Below are 17,196 nucleotides of genomic sequence, written 5' to 3' on the forward strand. Positions count from 1 at the left end.
CGCGCCCGCTGATGCAGACGAAACCGCCTAGGCGTCGAGGATCTGCCCCTCGCGCCGTACGACGGGCGGCTCGACGCTCCACGGGAAGTTGATCCAGTCCTCGGTGCGCTTCCAGACGTACTCGCACTTCACGAGGGAGTGCGGCTTCTCGTAGATGACGGCGCAGCGCACGTCGGCGACGTGGCCGGCGCAGAAGTCGTGGACGAGCTTGAGGGTCTTGCCGGTGTCGGCGACGTCGTCGGCGACGAGGACCTTCTTGCGGCTGAGGTCGACGACGTTGGGGACGGGCGGCAGCATGACGGGCATTTCGAGGGTCTGGCCGACGCCGGAGTAGAACTCGACGTTCATGACGTGCAGGTTCTTGACGTCGAGGGCGTACCCGAGGCCGCCGGCGACGAAGAGGCCGCCGCGCGCGATGGACAGGATGATGTCCGGCTCGTAGCCGTCGTCGGCGACGGTCTGGGCCAGCTCGCGGATGGCCTCGCCGAAGAGCGGATACGTAAGGTTCTCGCGCTTGTCACTCACTGCCGTGCTCTACCTGTTCCTTGACGACTTCTGCGGTTGCCGCGATGTCAGACCTGAGTGCGGTGGAAATTCTGGAAGGAGCGGGAGGGCGTCGGCCCGCGCTGCCCCTGATAGCGGGAGCCGTACTTGGCGGAGCCGTACGGGAACTCGGTCGGCGACGTCAGCCGGAACATGCACAGCTGGCCGATCTTCATGCCGGGCCACAGCTTTATGGGCAGGGTCGCGACATTGGAGAGTTCGAGGGTGACGTGGCCGGAGAAGCCGGGGTCGATGAAGCCGGCGGTGGAGTGCGTCAGCAGGCCGAGGCGGCCGAGGCTGGACTTGCCCTCCAGGCGGGAGGCGACGTCGTCGGGGAGGGTGACGACCTCGTACGTGGAGGCGAGCACGAACTCGCCGGGGTGCAGGATGAACGCCTCGTCCCCCTCCGGCACGACCTCGCGCGTCAGGTCGGGCTGCTCGACGGCGGGGTCGATGTGGGGGTAGCGGTGGTTCTCGAACACCCGGAAGTAGCGGTCGAGCCGCACATCGATGCTCGACGGCTGCACCATCGACTCGTCATACGGTTCGATACGCACCCGGCCGTTGTCGATCTCGGTCCGGATGTCCTTGTCTGAGAGAAGCACCCCACGAGGGTACGCGCACGCCGAGGGCCCGGCCCAATCGGACCGGGCCCGCGCGCCGCCCAGACGCGGTTCTCTCGGGGCTATCGCTCCTCAGCAGTGACCGGCACGGAGTGCCGGAGCCGGGCGCATCGCGGACAGCGCAGAAGCCGCCCGGGGCCGATCCGCCCGGCGTTGAGGTGCTGCATCGGGAACGAAGCGGTGCTGAACACGTGCCCTTCGGCACAACGGACGACGGTGCGCTCCATTGAGTCCCTTTCCCCATGTACGTGAAAGACAAAAGCCACATTAGGGGATGGGCCGGACGCACTCACACGCGGCACTCCGACCGACTTCCGCGCCCACACCGTACGCCCCAACTCCCGCACCCCGCAGCCGCATCCCCCTCCCCGGACAACACGAAAACCCCACGGCAAATGCGCCGAGGGGCAGCCATGGGGTACAGTGTGCGACGGTACGAAGCCCCGCTCACGGGGCGTCACGCGGGTGTAGTTTAATGGTAGAACATGAGCTTCCCAAGCTCAGAGCGCGAGTTCGATTCTCGTCACCCGCTCCACGACAAACCCCCAGGCCACGGGCCCGGGGGTTGTTTGTTGTCTAGACCGGTTCAGGAACCCCGCACCACCTCCGCACCACCTTGCCCCTCCTCAGGGCCTTCGGACGCCTCTCCCGCTGCGCAAGCACCAGCTTGTCGAGCCCTTCCGCCACCTCTTTCTGCCGCTCTCGGTCGGAGTGCTGATAGATGAGCGCCGCCCGCTCCGTGGACTGCCCAGCTCGCCCCATCGTGTCTTTGAGCGTCGCCCCGGAACGGGTCGCGAGAGTGTGGCCGGTGTGACGTAGGTCGTAAAACCGAAAGTTGTCCGGCAGACCGACCGCGGCGCGCGCCCGCCGCAACGTTCATCCCGAGGACCTCAGCTCAGGGGCCTGCCGAGAACAGGCACCCGGACGGGACGGGCCCGGACGGGCCACAGCGAGCCGGGGCCTCAACCGTGGTCGCGGGCACGGGATTCGGCCGCGGCTCCGGTGGCCGGCGAGTGGCACCGGAGCGCTCTGGCAAGACATCGCTGTGGTCGTCGCAGGAGCCGTCGTGGGCGGTGCACGGCTATGAGCGCAGGGCGTCGACCGGTTCCATGCGGGAGGCCCGTAGTGATGGGTAGAGGCCGGCCAGGAGTCCTACCAGGGCTCCGGCGACCGGGGCTCCGAGAGCGAGACGGGCGTCCAGGACCGGTGTCCACTCCTCGGCCGCTGAGACGATCACCACGACGACCATGCCGAGGGCGGCGCCGACGACACCGCCGAGCAGGCCGATCGTCGTCGACTCCACCAGGAACTGGCCGGCGACCTGTCGCCGCGAGGCGCCGAGGGCGCGGCGCAGTCCGATCTCCCCGGTCCGCTCGATGACCGTCACCAGCGTCACGTTGGCGATACCGATGGCGCCGACCACCAGCGAGACCAGCCCGAGGATCAGGAACAGGCCGTTGACGTCGCCCTGCACCCCCTTGCGGGCCTTGGCCGGATCGGGCGGCGCCGTCACGGTCAGGGATGCCTCGGACCCGGGGGCCAGCGCGATCGGCGCCTGACGGGCGACCTGGTGGGCCGCGCCGAGCGAGGTGTTGATCAGGACACGGGTCACGGTTCCCAGCCCCATCCGGTCCGCGGCCGTCGTGGGCGGCAGGATCATCGCGGTGGCGAGCTGCTGCTCCCGCTCCACGGCGCCGAGTATCCCGATCACCGTGTACGCCTGGCCCTTCAGGAAGACCGCGGGGGCGTTCTCGACCGAGCTGATGCCGAGGAGCCGCGCCGCCTGGTCGCCGAGGACCGCCACCCGGTCGTGCCGGGCGATGTCCCCGGCGTCGAAGAAACGCCCGGCGGCCATCGAGCCCCGTACCGCGGCCGGCAGCGTGGGGGAGGCGGCTACGACCGCCATGGTCTGGCCGCTGACCTCACCGGGAGCGACCGCGTCGTTGGCCCGTACCTCGACGCTCGCGGTCTTCTGGGAGTCGGCGATCGCGGCCGCCGACTCGACCCCGGCCAGTCGGCGCACCGCGTCGACCCCCGCCCAGTCCACGAGGGGACCGGAGCCGGCCGCCGCCACGGAGGGCACCCCCACCGTGACCGAAGTGGCGGTCAACGCGTCGAACCGGCCCACGATCTGGTTGCCCGCCGTGGCGGAGATTCCGATGGTGATGACCAGGGTGGCGATGCCCAGCACGGTGCCGAGCGTGGTCAGCGCGGAGCGCATCGGGCGGGCGAGCACTCCCGCCAGCGCCTCGGACCACAGGTCCCGGAAGTCCATCCATGGATACGCGACGGCTCTCCTGGTCCGTAGTCTCCGCAGTCTCCGCCAGACCCGTGCCGGGCCCGCGGAAGCCGTAGCCGTATCCGTATCCGTATCCGCAGCCGTGGTCCGCCGGACGCGTGTCCGGGTCGTCATCGGCACTCCTCGGTGAGCCGTCCGTCACTGATCCTCACCCGCCGGTGGGCCCGCCGGCTGACCGCCTCCTCGTGCGTGATCACCACCAGGGTCATGCCCTGCTCGCCGAGCCGGTCGAAGAGGGCGAGGACCGACTCGGTGTTCTCGCTGTCGAGGTTGCCGGTCGGCTCGTCGCAGAGCAGCAGGGCGGGTTCGCTCATCAGCGCACGGGCGATCGCCACCCGCTGTCGCTCACCGCCGGAGAGCCGGTCCGGCCGGAAACCGGCCCGGTGCGCCAGGCCCACCTGGTGCAGAGCCCGCTCGGCCCTGTCACGGCGGCCGGCCCGCCCGTACCCCGGGCTCGGCCGGCGGTAGACCTCGGCCAGCATGACGTTCTCCCGCACGGTCCGATACGGCAGCAGGTGGAAGGACTGGAAGACGAACCCGATCCGGCTGCCCCGCAGCGAGGTGCGCTCCAGGTCGTCGAGGACGTTGGTCTCCACCCCGTCGAGCCAGTAGGCGCCCGAGGTGGGGCGGTCCAGCAGCCCCAGCGTGTTGAGCAGCGTCGACTTGCCGGAACCGGACGGGCCGACGATCGACAGGTGCTCACCACGCCGCACGCTCAGGTGTACGTCGCGCAGGGCGTGCACCGGCGGCTGGGAATCGAAGGTCCGCTCCACGCCGACCAATTGAATGACCGTGTCCGCCTCGGGCGCACCGGAGCACGCCCCCGGACCGGGCGCGTACGGACCGGGCGCGTACGGGCCGGTCGTCGCCGGGCCGTTCGTCGCCAGGCCGTTCGTCGCCAGGCCGTTCGTCGCCAGGCCGGTCGTTGCCAGGCCGCTCATCGGCGTACCGCTCACCGCCCGACCACCACTTGGTCGCCCGGCTTCAGGGTGGCGCCGGACGCCGGGGTGACCTCCACCTGACCGTCCGCGGAGAGGCCGGCCTCGACGGGGACGTCCACCACCTTGCCGTCGCGTTCGACCTGTACCCGGGCCTTCCTGTCGGCGGACGTGTGCAGCGCGGCGACGGGTACCGTCAGCACCTTGCCGTGCGACGAGCCCACCTCGATGGTGACCTTCGCGGATTCGGCGGCGTTCTTGGCCAGCTTCCCCGCGGGCACGGAGATCTGTACCGGTACGGGAGCCGAGGCGCCCTCGCCTTCACCGCCCGAGGTTCCGTGCTGCTTGTCGGCGCCGGCCGAGTCGTCCTTCGGCACGTCGGCGCCGAGTGCCACCACCTGGCCGTCGGCCTTCGTGCCGTCGGTGGACTCCACCCGCGCCGCCATGCCCTTGTGCAGCAACTTGGCGTCGTCGGCCGGGACCACGGCCCGTACCACGACCTTGGAGCTGGTCACCGTGGCGACCGGTCCGGTGGGGGTGTCTCCTGTCTTCACGGGCACCTTGTCGAGGCGGGCCGGAAGCTCCGGCAGGAACACCAGCTCACCGGCGGGAACCTTGGTTCCGTACGCGGCCTGGAAGGCCAGGAGCGCGGAGTTGGCCGCGTGCAATTGCTGCTGTGCCGACTTGAGTTGCAGCTCAGCGGCTTTGCGGCCGGAGCCGGAGCCGGAGCCGGAGCCGCCTGCGGATGATCCGCTGCCGGACGTTCCGCCGGACGTTCCACTGCCGGACGGTTTGTTGTCGGGCGACCCGGTCCCGGAGTTTCCCTTCCCGGAGGTTCCCTTCCCCGAGGTTCCGTTCCCGGTCTGCCCGCTGCCCGATCCGCCACCCCCCTCCCGTGCCGCGAGGAGCGCCTGCTGCGCGTTGGTCACCGCCGCTTCGAGGGTCCCCAGCTGCTGCTTGTCGGCGACGGTGGGCTCCATGGCCCGGTAGCCCTTGCTCTTGTACCAGCGGCTGACCGCCGCGGCGTCCGACTGCCCGTACGTCCCGTTCGCCGAACCGGGGGTGAAGCCCAGCCGTACCAGCGCCCGCTGGAGCTGCGTGACATCCTCCCCGGAGGCGCCGGGCCCCAGAGTCCGGTACATCGGTACGGTGCCCCGCAGCACCAGGACCGGCCGCCCGCTCACCTGCATCAGTACGTCGCCCTCCCGCACCTCCGCCCCGGCCGCCGGCGCCTTGGTGACCCGCTGGACGACGTTGCCGCCGCCCCCCGCGTCACCCGCCCCGGAGTCCGGGGAGCCGACGGGCCCGGCCAGGGTCACGCCGCGCGACGACGCGAACTCCACCGTGCCCTGGGCCACCACACGCGCGGTCAGCGAGCGCCGCTCGACCGCGACGGTGACGGGACCGGCTTCGGGTGGCCGGTGCGCGGCGGCGGCGTCCGCGGGCGACTGCATCCGCGATCCGGCGAACCAGCCGCCCGCGCCGACCAGCGCCACCGCGGTGACGACGACGCTCAGCTGTCCGGACCGGGTGGCGAGCAGCTTGCGGAACCGTCCGGCGAGGGCGGCGTCCGGCTTGGTGCGCTGCCTCACCCGGCACCGCCACCGCTGGTCGGGGCCTTCAGGAACTTCGGGAAGTAGGCGGCCCGGAACTCCTTGCCGCACTTCAGATCCCGCATAGCCAGCTGAATGTCCTTGTCGAGCAGGGGGAGCGCCTCCTCCTTGCTCAGCGACTTCTGTGAGTGCTGTGACTTCTGTGAATCTTGGGAGCCTTGGGAGCCCTGGGAGCCCTGGGAGCCCTGGGAGTCCTTAGAGTCCTTGGAGTCCTGGGAGCTCCCCTCCTCGGTGACGGCGACGATGCCGCCCGCGCCGGGCGGAGCGGACGCGAGCGCCTGGAGCTTGACCATGTCGCCGATGCCGGTCGGCTGCGTGGTGGTGACGGAGACGCCTTCCTTCTTCAGGCACGAGGCGTACGTCTGCGCCAGCGCCACCAGTTGCGGATCGCCGTTGAGGGCCTGCGCGTTGGCCTGGTTCTGGCCGGCGGTCGCGGTGCTCCGCTCCTGGACCGACGCGGAGCCGTAGACCTTCTTGTCGGCCTCGCCCTGACAACCGGTCCAGTTCTTCTGGCCGGTCTTGGCATCCGGGGGCCCGCCCAGCGCCTTGCTGTACGCGGTCTTCTGCTCGGGGGTGAGCGTGTTCACGTAGTCCGCGTTGGGCGTCCGGTCAGAGTCCCGCTGGGCGGCCGTACGGCCCGACGCGGCGGCGTCGTTGGGGTAGACGATGCCCGCGTAGACCCCGAAACCGTACTTCTGCCGGTACTTCTTCGTCAGCGCGTAGTCCGCCCCATTGGTGGCCCAGGAGTCGGCGGGGTCCTCGGGGGCTACGGGGGTGTAGGTGAAGCCCTGCTTCTTCATGCAGGCCGCGATCGCGTTCTCCAAGAGGTACTTCTTCTTGAGGTCGGCGTTCGCGTCGGCGGGCACGTCGAGATGGCCCGACGATCCGGCCGCGGTCGTTCCACTGTCCGAGGAACGGGATTCCGCGCCGGTGTCGTTGCCACAGGCCGCCAGCAGGGGCAACAGGCTCACCGCGGCCGTCGCGGCCAGTCTTCGGGCAGCGCGGGATCGAGTCATGTACGTCCATCCGATCAAGAGAGAGGAGAAGCAAGGAGGGGGAGAGAGGGGGGAGGGGGAGGAAGAGGGGGAACGCGAGGGGCTGCCTGCGAGCCCGAGAGAACGCGGGGTTCACAGTGGTGCCGGCAGTTCATGGCCTTGGGTTCGCTGTATGACCAAGCTGTAACGACCGCCGCCGCGACCGCCGCCGCCACCGCCGCCGCCACCGCCGCCGCGACCGCCGCCACGGCCGCCGCCACGGCCGCCGACGACGGTCACACGGGTGGCCCGGTGACGAAGCGGCCGTTCTTGTCGTAGGGCCAGGCGTTGGCGACGCAGCCGTGCAGGCCCTTGATCTGCTGCATCATCACGGGGGCCAGTCGTCCGGGGCCCGCGCAGGTCACGTGCGAGTGGCCGAGGAAGTGGCCCATCTCGTGGTTGATGATCAGCGCGCGGTAGTCGTGGATCGGCCCGTCGAAGGTGGGTGAGCCCTTGACCCAGCGCTTGAGATTCACCACGACGCCTCCGGGAACCTCGCAGTTGTACTCGCCTCCGGTGTCCTGATGGATGCCTGCCCAGCACACGGCGTCGGCCGTCCCCGGTGTCGCGATCTTCACCGTGAGGTCGTGCGGGGCCCCGGCGCTCACCAGCCGGAACGCGGTACCCGGGTCATGGGTCCAGCCCCGCGGGGCGGCGAGTATCGCGGCGATCTCTTTCGCCGCCTGGGACGGCGAGATGTCGAGGCCGCTCTCGACCTCCACGACGTAGCGCAGCGGGCGGGAACCGCTGCCCACCGTCGCCCCGTCGGCATGGGCGGTGACGAACGTCCCGCTGCCCGTAGCAGGGACGTCGGTCCCGGTCCGGCTCACGGTGGGAGTGGGGGTGGGAGTGGGGGTTGGCGGAGGGGTCGTCGTGGGAGTGGACGCGTCGGTGAGGCGCGTATGCCGCGGGTGCGGCGCCGCGCTCGAAGCATCGCCGCGCCCGCCCGGCAGAAAGTACGCCGTCGGGATCAGCAGGCCGGCGGTCACCAGCAGGGCGGTCAGCAGGATTCGACCCCGGCGGCGCGGCCGTCTCCGGCGCCGGGAGGGCCGGCGACGACGGTCGGCGCGGTGAACGGGCGTGGCGGTGCTGCCGGTGGGAGCTGCGGACGGTCGCTGTCGTGCTGAACGCATGGCAGCTCAAACTGCTCATCCCAGATGATCGCCATGAGCCGGTATTGTCGCGAAAAGATAACGAAACCTGTGCCAGTTGGTCCGTTGTGATCATTGTGTAACGGCGGCGGGAGAGCGGCCTTCCGTGGGACGGCGGCACCATCCGGCCTGCTTACACTGCCGAAATGTCACGGGTTCTGCTCATCGAAGACGACCAGGATGTCCGCCTGGCCATCCAATTGGGCCTGCGGCACCAGGGCCATGACGTCGTAGCCGTGGGCACGGGTGAGGAGGGGCTGGAGCAACTGCGCCCCTTCCAGCCGGACGTCGTCGTACTCGACCTCATGCTGCCCGGCATCTCCGGCCTGGACGTCTGCCGCCGGATCAGGGACCGCGACATGGTGCCGGTCATCATGGTGACGGCCCGCGGCGACGACATCGACGTGGTCGTGGGCCTTGAGGCGGGCGCCGACGACTACGTGGTCAAGCCCATACGGGCCCGGGTGCTCGACGCGCGAATACGGGCCGTGCTGCGCAGACAGAGCACCTCGCTGCCGGACGGCACCCGCCCCAGGACGGAGACCCACGGCGAGCTGGTCCTCGACCGCGCCGGACTCGTCGTGACGCACCGCGGCGACGCCGTCGCCCTCGCCCCCTCCGAACTACGGCTGCTGCTCACCCTGTCGGCCTCGCCCGGCCAGGTGTTCAGCCGCCAGCAACTTCTGGAAGCCGTCTGGGAACACAGCTACCACGGCGACATACGGCTCGTGGACGCCTGCGTGAAGCGGCTGCGCAACAAACTCGCCGAGGGCAGGAAACCCCGCTACGTGCAGACCGTACGCGGATTCGGCTACCGCTTCGGCACCTCATGAGCGCCCGCGGATCTGCGAGGGACAGCCGCTTCGGCACCGGGCGCGGGCGGAAGGCGGCAAGGCCGCGCAGAACCGCGCCGGAATCCCTCACAGCCCCCCTGACCGGCAAGACCCCCGCAGCCCCCACGTCCGGCGAAGCCCATACGACCGGCGAAGCCCCCGCAGCCCCTACGGCCGGCGAAGTCCCCGCATCCCTCACGACCGGCGAAGCCCATACGACCGGCGAAGCCTCCACAGCCCCCTCGACCGGCAGCGCCTCCACGAACAGGGATTTCCCCGCCGCCGCTCCGGGCACCGCCCCCCGGCGGTTTCTGCGCGCGGCCCTGGTCCGCATCCCGCTCCCGCTGCGCGGCCTGCGCCCCCGCCTGCTGACCGCTTTCCTCCTGGTAGCCGTGGCCAGCGCCCTGGGCACCGGCGCCCTCGCCTTCCGCGAGGCGCGCACAGGGGTGCTCCAGCAGAGCCAGGACTCCGTCATCCGCCAGTTCCGTACGACCGTCGACGCGATCGCGCCCTACATTCCCCCCTCCCCCGACCAGTCGGAGCTCCAGTCCGTCGTGAACCAGGTGCTGTACGCCAACCGGTCCTCGGGCTGGCGGGTCATGGCCGTCTACGGCGACCGCCGTGCCTTTGCGCCGAGCGCCGGTTTCGCCGGGCTGAGCCCCGAACTGCGCCGGTCCGTGGCCGACAAACGCGCCACGGTGTTCCAGCGGGTGAACATCGACGGCCATCCCCGTCTCGTCGTCGGCATGCCCGTCACCTCCACCTCGGGCGAGGACACGCAGCCCCGGCTCTCCGGACTCGTGCTGTACCTGGAGGTCGAGCAGAACGCCGAAGAGGGATACATCAAGGCCATGGTCAGCGGCATCGAGCGGGCGACCCTGGTGGCCCTGTGCCTCGCCGTCGTCCTCGCCCTGCTGGCCGCGAGCGGCGTACTGCGTCCCGTGCGGGCGCTGCGCCGCGCGACCCGCCGGATGGCCGCGGGGCACCTCGACGTACGGCTGGAGGTCACCGGCTCCGACGAACTGGCCGATCTCTCCCAGTCGTTCAACGAAACCGCGGCCGAACTGGAGCGCACCATCAAGGAGTTGCACCGCCTGGAGGCCCAGGGACGCCGCTTCGTCGCCGACGTCTCCCACGAGCTGCGCACCCCCCTGGCAGCGATGTCGGCGGTCACCGACGTGCTGGACCCGCAGGAACAGGAGGGTGAGACCGGCGAGGCGCTGCGGCTCATCAGCGAGGGGACGAACCGGCTGAGCGTGCTGGTGGACGACCTGATGGAGATCTCCCGCTTCGACGCGGGAGCCGCCGAACTCAACCGGGACGAGATCGACCTGGCCGAGTCCGTACGGCGCACTCTCGCCTCCCGCGGCTGGCAGCAGCAGGTGGAGACCCGGCTGCCCGGACCGGGGGAACTGCGCGCCCGCGTCGACCCGCGCAGGCTCGACGTGGTGACGGCCAACCTGGTCGGCAACGCGCTGCGGCACGGAGCGCCGCCCGTGCGGCTGACCATGGACGTACGGGACGAAGGGACCGGCACGGCGTGGGCCGTCATCGCGGTCGGCGACAACGGGCCGGGGATCGCCGAGGAGGCCCTGCCGCACATCTTCGAGCGGTTCTACAAGGCGAGCACCTCACGGACCCGGAGCGAGAGCAGCGGCCTCGGCCTGGCCATCACGGCGGAGAACGTGCGCCTGCACGGAGGGCGCATCCGGGCGGCGAACCAGCCCCACGGCGGCACGACGTTCACCGTCGAACTCCCCCTGCACCACGCAGACGCGGACGCGGGCCCACACGCCACCACCGGTACCGCAGGAGGCGCCCGATGAAGAACTCACGGCGGGCGGCACCCCTGCGGTCCGGGCTGGGGCTGGGGCTCGGGCTCACCGCGACGCTCATGCTCACACTCACGGCGTGCGGCGTCCCCCAGTCCGGCGTCATCGAGGCCGGTGAACCGGCGAGCGGCATGTTCTCCGCCAGTTCGCAGCCCCCGACACCCGCGACCGTCTCCCTCTTCTTCCTGCGCGACGGGAACCTGACGGCCTACCCCCGCCGAACCGGCGACGCCGCCGACCTCCAGGCCGTCGTACGCCTGCTGTTCGAAGGGCCGACCGCGGCCGAAGCCGCGACCGCCACCACGCAACTGCCCCGCCTGACGGACGCACCACGGCTGACGACCGGCGACGACGGCATGCTCTCCATCCGCCTCCCGGGCGGGGCGGCTCCGCTGAGCCGTCAGGCCATGCGCCAACTGGCCTGCACGGTGAAAACGGTGAACCACCGGACAGCTTCGCCCGGCGTCGCATCCGAGGCGGAAGCAGTCGGCGGCACCGGACGCCCGTTCGCCGCACGCAGCAGCCTCCGGATACTCGGGGACGGATGGACGATGACGCAGTCGGACTCCGAGTGCCCCGCCACATCCCAGCCGCAGGAACGGCCACGACCACACCACTGACCCCCATCGGCTCACTGGTGCTCCGACGCCCTACGGGCGGATGCGAGCCGCCGCCGACAGCCGGGGCGCCACAAGACCCACGGGATCATGCGGCCTCGGCTGTCGAGGTCGGGCACAGGAGCCGGGCCAGTCCGCGCATACTCCAGTATGCTTACTGCATGTCCTCAACGACCCGCATCACCGTCACGCTCCCCAGCGAACAGGTCGCGGAGCTGCGCAAGCTCACGGACAACGTCTCCGGATACGTGGCGGAAGCCGTAGCCCGCCAGATCCGGCACCAGCTCCTGGGCGAGGACCTCCGGCGTCACGAGGAAGAGCATGGGCACTTCAGTGACGAGGAGCTCGCCGAGGCCCGCGCGAAGATCTTCGGCACCGCCGGCTCCGCCAAGGACGCGGACGCCGCGTGAGCGAGCGCATCGAAACCGTCGTCCTGGACTCGGAAGGGCTCTCCGCCTGGATCACGCAGGATCGCAAGCTCCTCGCGATGCTGAAGGTCTTCCACGACATGGGCGCCGAGCTGGTGGTCGGGGCGAACACCATCGTGGAAGTCAGCCATACCCGCACCAATATGCCCCGCCTGAACTGGGCCCTGTCCCGGATCAAGGTGGAACCGGTCACCGAACACGCGGCCAAAGCGGCAGCGCAGCTCCTCAAAGACACCGGACTGCACGGGCACAAGTACGCCATCGACGCCACAGTCGCCGAGGCCGCCCTGCGCCAACCGAAACCGGTCGCCGTCCTGACGTCCGACAGCGACGACAGCGACGACAGCGACGACATGGCCAAGCTCTGTGGCAACCAGGTCCGCGTCATCCCTCTCTGACCCACGGGCCCACGGGCCCACCCGGAGCACGCACCTTGGCAGGTTCCGTGGCACTGCCGGCCCTCGCGCCCCGTCCGTGCCCAGCGGAGCGGACGACCGACAGCGGTCAGGTGCGGCCCCCAGAGCCCGTAGCCATCCCTCGCCCCCGCTCAACGGGAATGCACAGGTCAGATCTCCTTCGACGGCCGAGCACCGTGGATTCCCCAGCTCGGAGCGCGAGTTCGATTCTCGTCAGCCGCTCCATGCACAGCCCCCAGGCCGTCGGCCCCGGCCGGGAGGCTTCGGTGAAAGGCCGAATCATCGGCTCCGGGACCAGCTCTTTGTCGGCTGGAGAGCTACGCTGGAATGGATACCGTGAGTTGCCCCGGCGGGGCGGTACCCGGCCACAGTGGCGGCTCCGGCGGATACACGCGAATCGAGGCGGTAGCCGATACCTTCCGTCAGCGGGCATCACGCGGCTCCCTGCGGCCGCCCTACCTAGGCTCGCCTCTCAGCGCGTTCACCGCGTGACCGAGCCCTCGCTCGCTGCCGCGTGCCCGGGAGGCGACGGAACGGACTTTCGATGTCTGCCACCCGACATGACGTCCTCGCCGCCCAGGCCGTGTTCGACCTGGCCTCCCGGCCGGACGGTTTCGACACCCTGGAACTGCTGCACGACCTGACCGGGCACGTGGTCACCCTGCTGGGCGTACGCTCGGCCGCCGTCACCGTCCTCAACGAGAGCGGAGAGGTCGACTACCTCACCGCCTCCGACGAAACATGCCGGGGCCTGGAAGAAGACCAGATCGAACTGGGCGAAGGCCCCTGCCTGGACAGCGCCCGCAGCGGCGAGGCGCTGGACCCGGTCCTGCTGAACGCCGCCCGTACCAGCCGCCGGCTCTGGCCCCGCTTCACCCTCCGCGCGCTGAACGCCGGCATCACCAGCGTCGCCGCCGTCCCCCTGCGCACCCCCCGGCACCAGATCGGCGCCCTCAATCTGATGAGCAGCGGGCGCGTGCCGACGCGTGAGGACCTGGGCCTGGCGCAGGTACTGGCCGACGCCACCGGGGTCTGCCTGCACCACCGGCACATGCTGCGCACCGAGGACGAGGTCATCGGCCAGTTGGAGACGGCCTTGGCGTCCCGCATCGTGATCGAGCAGGCCAAGGGCGTGCTCGCTTCCCGTCTGGGGGTCGACACGCCGGAGGCGTTCGACCGACTGCGCCGCCACGCCCGTTCCCAGCAGCGGAAGCTCAGCGAACTGGCCGCCGACGTGGCACGGGGGGCCGTCCCGGCCGAACTCGACACGACGTCCTGACATGCCCCGCGACGACCGGGGCAACGCTTCCGGTGGCACCCCGCCACCCCACGACGGCCTCGACCCGACCGAAGTCCTGGCCCATGCGCACGCGACCGCCCGCGACGGACACGGCCCGCCCCCCTCCGCCGCTCGCGGAGCCGCCCGCCGGCTCGGCCTGGACGCCGTCACCCTGAACATGCTCACCCACGACGACCGCCTGGAACTGCTGTGGTGCGACCCGGCCAAGGGCCTGGGCCCCGAACTGGACGGCCTGCAGTGCGCCTTGGGCGACGGCCCCGCCTTCGAAGTGGTACAGCAAGGCCGCCCCCTGACGGAACCGGACCTGTCCGCCGCCGACCCGGCCCGCTGGCCCCTCTTCCTGCCGGCCGCCGCCCGCACCCCGCTCCGCGCCGTCATCGCGGCACCCCTGCGGCTCGGCGCCGCCACCGTCGGAGTCCTCACCGGCTACCGCGTCGCCCCCGGACCTCTCACCCCGGCCCAACTCCGCGACCTGGACCGGCTGGGCCGCGCCCTGCTCCTCCTGCTGCGCGCCGAACTGGCCGACCCGGCCGACGACATCGGGCCCGGCACCGGCCTGCGGCTGTACCGCGCCGAAGTCCACCAGGCCACCGGCTTCCTCTCCAGCGCGCTCGGCGTCCCCCTGTGGCAAGCGCTCCTCCTCCTGCGCGCCCGTGCCGTCGCCCACGACCAGCCCCTGTCCGACCTCGCCCGAACCCTCCTCACCCGCAGCCTGTCGCCCGACGCCTTCACCACCGCGACATAGCCGCCCTACGGTCAGCCGGGGCCGGAGCCGGGGTCGGAGCCGGGCGGGGCGGTCCGCCCCCGTTCGTAGGCCGCGTGACCGCCATGTGCCCCGAGGCGCCCAGGCGTCAAGGCGTCAAGGCGGCAAGACACAGCCATCCGACATCGGCATGGCCCGTTTGTTGCACATGATGGCCCTCGGGCCACTTCTGTGACGTGCGGGAACGGCAGAGACTGAGGTCAGTTCCGCGCAACACAGCACAGCACAGCTCAGCACAGTACGAAAGGTGGCAAACCGCCATGCCCGTCCCCGCCGTCGACCCCGAGATCCAGACGCTCCTCGACACCGCCGACACCGGCGTCTTCCCCGTCCACGGCCTGGACGAGGTCCTCGCCGACCCCGCCCGGTACGCGCTGCTGCGCGACCTCCCCGAGACGCCGGCCGACGACCGCGTGAAGGTCGAGGACCTGTTCATCCCCGGCCCCGGCAGCCCCGGCGGCAAGCTGCGACTGCGCGTCTACCGTCCCGTCACGGACCAGGTCCTGCCGGTGATCCTCTACACGCACGGCGGCGCCTTCACCTACGGCTCCCCCGAGGCCGAGGAGGGCCGCTCCCTGCGCTACGCGGCCGAGGCCGAGGCCGTCGTCGTCTCCGTCGACTACCGCCTCGCGCCCGAACACCCCTTCCCCGCCGCCGCCGACGACGCCTACGCCGCCCTGGTGTGGGTCGGCGAGCACGCCGCCGAGATCGGCGGCGACGCCGAGCGCATCGCCGTCGCCGGCGGCAGCGCCGGCGGGAACCTCGCCGCCGCCACCGCGCTGCGCGCCCGCGACCTCGACGGCCCGCGCGTCGTCTTCCAGGCGCTGACCTACCCCGGCCTCGACGCCGACCTGGCCAGCGCGTCCGCGCGGGAACTCACCGACACCCCCGTCCTCAACCGCGCCGCCATGCAGCGGGGCTGGCAGTACTACGCGCCCGGGAGCCACTCCGCCCCGTACGCCTCCCCGCTCCAGGCCGCCGACCTCGGCGGGCTGCCGCCCGCCTACATCGCCGTCGCCGAGATCGACCCGCTGCGCGACGAGGGCCGTGCCTACGGTGCGCGCCTGAGCGCCGCCGGGGTCACCACCGAACTCGTCCAGGTCCCCGGCGCCGTACACGGATACGACCTGCTCTTCCCCCAGGCCAGGGTCAGCGAGCGCAGCCTGGCCGACCAGGTCCGCGCCCTGCGCGACGCCCTCCACCCGTAACAGGCCCCGAGGGCGACCGGCCGGGCCGCGGCAAGGCCAGAAGGCCCGGCCTAGGGACGTACGGGCTCGGCGGGCGCGTCCTCGGGCTGCGCCGGCTGGTCCGACTGCGCCGACTGCGCCGACTGGGCCGACTTGCTCCGGGCGATGCCGAATCCGGTGTAACCGCAGATCACCGCGAACACCGCGCCCAGGTAGCAGAGGAACGCGTACGGCGCGTACGAGAGGGTGGCGACGCCCAGCGCGGTCGACATGTACATACCGGCCTCGCTCCAGGGGATCAGCGGCACCATCACGGTGCCGGAGTCCTCCAGGGTGCGGGAGAGGTTCTTGGGTTCGAGGCCGTGCTCGGCGTAGACCTTCTTGAACGCCTCGCCGGGGACGAGGATGGTCAGGTACGAGGTGCCGGTGGCCAGGGCCACCCCGACCGACGACCCGACCGTCGCCAGCACGATGCCGCCGGTGCGCCGTACGCGCCGGAGCAGGCGGGTCATCAGGACGTCCATGCAGCCGGCCTCGGTGATGATGCCCGCGAAGGCGAAGCCCGCGAGGCCGATCAGCACGACGTTCGTCATGGAGGCGAGGCCGCCGCGGTTGAGGAGCGTCTGGGCCGCGGCCGGAACCGAGTGCGGGACCCCGGCGTGGCCGCTGAGCAGGTCGACGCTGAAGCCCTGGGACGCGGCCGTGCTCAGGTCACTCAGGGAGAAGCCCTGCAGCACGCCGCCGAGCACCGCCGCGATCAAGGACGACAGGATGATCGTCGGCAGCGGCGGCTTGCGCAGCACCGCGCCGGCCAGGACCACGAGCGGGGGCAGGAGCAGCAGCGGGCTGAACGTGAACGACGTGCCCAGGAAGTCGAGGAGTTCCTGCGTCTGGTGGCCCGTGTCCTTCACCGAGCCCGTGGTCTGCGTCAGGCCGAGGAAGAAGTAGATGACCAGGGAGACGAGCGCGGCCGGGACCGTCGTGTAGAGGAGGTGGCGGATGTGCGCGAAGAGGTTGGTGCCCGCGACGACCGGCGCGAGGTTCGTGGTGTCCGACAGGGGGGACATCTTGTCGCCGAAGTACGCGCCCGCCACGATCGCGCCCGCCGTCATGGGGAGCGAGGCGCCCAGCCCGCCCGCCACGCTGATGAGCGCGACACCGACCGTACCGACGGACCCCCACGACGTTCCGGTGAGCGTGGAGACGACGGCGGTGATCAGGAATGACACCGGGATGATCCAGTGCGGATCGATCGCCCGGAGCCCGAGATCCACCATCATCGGGATGGTTCCGCTGATCATCCAGGTGCCGGTGAGCATCCCGATGGAGATCAGGATCAGGAGCGCCGGCATCGTCGAATCGATCTTCCGGCAGATGGCGGCGAGCATCTGCTCCCAGGTCAGGCCGAGCCGCAGGGCGAAGGCCCCGGCGAACGTGCCGGCGACGATCAGCAGGATGACGGGGGCGATGTCCAGCCAGACCGTTCCGGTGACCAGTAGAACGATCATCACGACGACGGGGGTGAGGGCCTGGAGGAAGGTCGGCTTGCGCCGGGACGCCTCGGCCGGAGCGGTTTCTGGCATGAGTCGCTCTTTTCGGGGTGGTTGAGGGCAGGGCGC

The 17,196-nt window shown here is 71.0% G+C and carries 17 protein-coding genes, 1 tRNA gene and 1 pseudogene; 9 read left to right on the plus strand and 10 right to left on the minus strand.

Annotation, left to right across the window (positions count from 1 at the left end; all coding sequences use genetic code 11):
• Positions 1–27 precede the first annotated feature (27 nt).
• Complete coding sequence (locus tag AB0I49_RS17550; protein ID WP_363227833.1) at positions 28–525, minus strand: phosphoribosyltransferase; 498 nt, start codon at positions 523–525, stop codon at positions 28–30.
• Positions 526–572: 47 nt separating this feature from the next.
• Complete coding sequence (gene dcd / locus AB0I49_RS17555) at positions 573–1,148, minus strand: dCTP deaminase (protein WP_363128339.1); 576 nt, start codon at positions 1,146–1,148, stop codon at positions 573–575.
• Positions 1,149–1,627: 479 nt separating this feature from the next.
• On the opposite strand from dcd, the gene AB0I49_RS17560 reads away from it, so the two are divergent.
• Positions 1,628–1,701, plus strand: a tRNA-Gly gene (locus AB0I49_RS17560).
• 41 nt (positions 1,702–1,742) lie between these two features.
• Here the strand turns inward: AB0I49_RS17560 and AB0I49_RS17565 are convergent.
• The 7 genes and pseudogenes from AB0I49_RS17565 to AB0I49_RS17595 all read right to left on the minus strand — a co-directional run.
• Positions 1,743–2,036 (minus strand): annotated as a pseudogene (locus tag AB0I49_RS17565) (hypothetical protein); the annotation flags it as partial.
• 211 nt (positions 2,037–2,247) lie between these two features.
• Positions 2,248–3,441: an ABC transporter permease gene (locus AB0I49_RS17570; protein ID WP_363227834.1), complete on the minus strand. Its 1,194-nt coding sequence runs from the start codon at positions 3,439–3,441 to the stop codon at positions 2,248–2,250.
• A 134-nt stretch (positions 3,442–3,575) separates the two neighbouring features.
• Entirely contained in the window at positions 3,576–4,406 is an 831-nt protein-coding gene (locus AB0I49_RS17575) for an ATP-binding cassette domain-containing protein (protein WP_363227835.1), read from the minus strand.
• 11 nt (positions 4,407–4,417) lie between these two features.
• On the minus strand, positions 4,418–5,995 hold the full coding sequence (locus tag AB0I49_RS17580; protein WP_363227836.1) for a peptidoglycan-binding protein: 1,578 nt from the start codon (positions 5,993–5,995) through the stop codon (positions 4,418–4,420).
• Positions 5,992–7,032, minus strand: coding sequence for a hypothetical protein (locus tag AB0I49_RS17585; protein ID WP_363227837.1), 1,041 nt, complete (start codon positions 7,030–7,032; stop codon positions 5,992–5,994). Before AB0I49_RS17585 ends, AB0I49_RS17580 begins: the two co-directional genes overlap by 4 nt.
• Before the next feature lie 254 nt (positions 7,033–7,286).
• Positions 7,287–7,880, minus strand: coding sequence for a DUF3152 domain-containing protein (locus AB0I49_RS17590; RefSeq protein ID WP_363227838.1), 594 nt, complete (start codon positions 7,878–7,880; stop codon positions 7,287–7,289).
• 170 nt (positions 7,881–8,050) lie between these two features.
• Entirely contained in the window at positions 8,051–8,218 is a 168-nt protein-coding gene (locus tag AB0I49_RS17595; RefSeq protein ID WP_363227839.1) for a hypothetical protein, read from the minus strand.
• 129 nt (positions 8,219–8,347) lie between these two features.
• Between AB0I49_RS17595 and AB0I49_RS17600 the strand changes: the two genes are divergently transcribed.
• From AB0I49_RS17600 to AB0I49_RS17635, 8 genes are all read left to right on the plus strand, one after another.
• Positions 8,348–9,034 carry a response regulator transcription factor gene (locus AB0I49_RS17600; protein WP_363227840.1) on the plus strand — a complete coding sequence of 229 codons (687 nt, stop codon included), beginning with the start codon at positions 8,348–8,350 and terminating at the stop codon, positions 9,032–9,034.
• 323 nt (positions 9,035–9,357) lie between these two features.
• Positions 9,358–10,860, plus strand: a complete 1,503-nt coding sequence (locus AB0I49_RS17605; protein WP_363227899.1) for a HAMP domain-containing sensor histidine kinase — start codon at positions 9,358–9,360, stop codon at positions 10,858–10,860.
• A complete protein-coding gene (locus AB0I49_RS17610; protein WP_363227841.1) occupies positions 10,857–11,486 on the plus strand; it encodes a hypothetical protein in 630 nt (209 codons plus the stop codon). Before AB0I49_RS17605 ends, AB0I49_RS17610 begins: the two co-directional genes overlap by 4 nt.
• 158 nt (positions 11,487–11,644) lie before the next feature.
• Positions 11,645–11,893, plus strand: coding sequence for a type II toxin-antitoxin system CcdA family antitoxin (locus AB0I49_RS17615; RefSeq protein ID WP_363227842.1), 249 nt, complete (start codon positions 11,645–11,647; stop codon positions 11,891–11,893).
• Positions 11,890–12,309 (plus strand): DNA-binding protein, encoded by a 420-nt coding sequence (locus AB0I49_RS17620; protein WP_363227843.1) that lies wholly within the window; start codon positions 11,890–11,892, stop codon positions 12,307–12,309. The genes AB0I49_RS17615 and AB0I49_RS17620 overlap by 4 nt, the downstream gene beginning before the upstream one ends.
• A 562-nt stretch (positions 12,310–12,871) precedes the next feature.
• On the plus strand, positions 12,872–13,606 hold the full coding sequence (locus AB0I49_RS17625) for a GAF and ANTAR domain-containing protein (protein ID WP_363227844.1): 735 nt from the start codon (positions 12,872–12,874) through the stop codon (positions 13,604–13,606).
• 1 nt (position 13,607) lies between these two features.
• Positions 13,608–14,372 (plus strand): GAF and ANTAR domain-containing protein, encoded by a 765-nt coding sequence (locus tag AB0I49_RS17630; protein ID WP_363227845.1) that lies wholly within the window; start codon positions 13,608–13,610, stop codon positions 14,370–14,372.
• 278 nt (positions 14,373–14,650) lie between these two features.
• Positions 14,651–15,598 carry an alpha/beta hydrolase gene (locus tag AB0I49_RS17635; protein ID WP_363227846.1) on the plus strand — a complete coding sequence of 316 codons (948 nt, stop codon included), beginning with the start codon at positions 14,651–14,653 and terminating at the stop codon, positions 15,596–15,598.
• A 50-nt stretch (positions 15,599–15,648) separates the two neighbouring features.
• On the opposite strand, the gene nhaC is transcribed toward AB0I49_RS17635, so the two are convergent.
• Complete coding sequence (gene nhaC / locus AB0I49_RS17640) at positions 15,649–17,160, minus strand: Na+/H+ antiporter NhaC (RefSeq protein WP_363227847.1); 1,512 nt, start codon at positions 17,158–17,160, stop codon at positions 15,649–15,651.
• Between the last annotated feature and the right edge of the window lie 36 nt (positions 17,161–17,196).

Source organism: Streptomyces sp. NPDC050617, from assembly GCF_040654795.1.
In the GTDB taxonomy this organism is placed as follows: Bacteria; Actinomycetota; Actinomycetes; order Streptomycetales; family Streptomycetaceae; genus Streptomyces.